At 51.5% G+C, this 1,935-nt stretch carries 1 protein-coding gene; it reads right to left on the reverse strand.

From position 1 onward, the window contains the following. On the reverse strand, positions 1 to 1,935 hold a 1,935-nt coding region (locus E4665_RS18300; protein ID WP_167815258.1), incomplete at both ends, for a lysozyme family protein.

Raw genomic sequence — 1,935 nt, forward strand, 5'->3', positions numbered from 1 at the left:
TGTACGGTTCCAGCTGCGACGCGGCTTGCGGCGTGCCCAGCGTAAACTGCTTATTGACAAAGATTTGAGCGAGGGTTGCGAGCAGCGTGTTCGTGTCCTGCTGCGCGGAAAGCAGCTGATTGAGCGAACCCGAATCCGTTTTTGGTGCGGAGCTGCTCCCGTTCAGACCCATAAAAGACAGCGCCTGATTAATCAGCTGAACAGATCGCGTCTTATCCGTCAGAGGTAAAACAACTTCAGGTTTATTGTTTTCAGAGAGCCAGGACAGCTGCTCGCCAAACGTAAAGCCACCAACTGCATGCTTGGTGACTTTAATGCCCAGATCTTTGTTGACCAGATTATAAAGGCTCTTACCAATCGCACTGATCGTGTTGCTCAGTACGGAGCCAACCCCTTCAAACCCTTTCTGGATGCCAGACAGCGTCGACTGCGCAATCGTAAATCCGTTCTGGTAGTATTTTTTCTTATCTGCTGCAATTGATGCGTTAAAAGCTGCTGTGGCCTGATTGATGGCAGTTTGTGCCGTTGTCACAGCGCTGTGCGACATGTCGGCACCCACCGCATAGGACAAACTGTTTTTCTGTGACCACAGACTTTGATATTGGCTCAGCATGCCGTTCGATAGGCCAGCAATATTCTGAATTTCAGCAAGAGAATTCGGCCCCATCGCTTCGAGTTCATCAACAAGGCTACTGTTGACTTTCCGGCTGCGAAGTTTGGCAATGGCTGCTTTAAACAGGGACAGCTGCGTATCCTGAGCCTTCAGATTAGCCACTAAGCCTGATCCTGATGTCACTGTACTCGTGCTGCTGGTCGGCGCGTCCAGCAGTCCCCATGTTCCGTACACGGTCTGCTTCGCGCTGTCAATCACGCCATTCATGGTTGAGACGGCTGACTTGACGGCGTTCAGGTAGGTCTGCGCGGAACTTTGTACGGACGTGTTCAGGGACTGTAGGTTGACAGCCGACGTCATCTGATTGTAAATCTTGGTGTACCAGGATTCTGTCAGCTTGTTTCCCCTTTTCAGCTCGCTGATCATCGACAGTTCGTTCTGTTCGCTCGACTGCGACTGCTTGCTGGATCGGTAGTTACTAACGATCTTCGAGCCTAGCGAATCAAACTTCTTAACGAGTGCGTTGTACTGGTTCCTTGCCGTCGCCATGGCATTCGTAATCTGATTCCGCTGCGAAGCGGTCGTCTTCGAGTGCTTTTCCAGTGACTGTAACCGGCTTTTTTCAGAAGCAGCTGAAAGCTTGCCTGATCGGTAGTCAGCAATGATCGTGCCGATCTTATCCGAAATCATTTTCGAGTAATTAATCACGGGCTTCTTAGACGCGGTACGCTTCGCTGGCTTACTTGACTTCGACTTTGAGGAAGACGACTTTTTCGCCTTGACTGTCTTTTTAGACGAAGATACCTTAACCGTCCGCCAATAGCCAGCCACTTTCGTTCCGTCAGAGCGTGTATAACCATGCACCCATTCACGCCGGGTGCCGGTTGCATAATGTGGCAGCAACTTAAGCAGTTTTTCTGTCTTGTCACCGCCCAGGATGTCCGCTGGTCCTTTGAAATTAATCAATGTCGCTTGAGCCGGGCTAAGCACTAAGGAACCATCCGACAGTCGCATCAACTCGGATTTACCCGCTTCGCCCACGATGGACGGCCCTAACGCCTGACCGCCATAGGCAAAGCGCCGAACACCTGTCGGTCCCCAGCCACCGGGTGCCTGAATGTCTTTCAACCAATTGGAATCATCAAACATGGCCAAGAACTGATCTAAAGCGCCTCGGATATTGCTGTAGCCCGCGCGCATCCACCCCTCAAATGTTCTCGGAATGTACTGCAAGATGCCTTGTGCCGGATGTCCCTGCAGGCTGTTAATATCAACAATGCGCTGTACTGCGTTCGGATCGCCGCCCGATTCCTTCGTCACAC

Origin of the sequence: Sporolactobacillus shoreae (genome assembly GCF_004684935.1) — a bacterium.
GTDB classification, from domain to species: Bacteria; Bacillota; Bacilli; order Bacillales; family Sporolactobacillaceae; genus Sporolactobacillus; species Sporolactobacillus shoreae.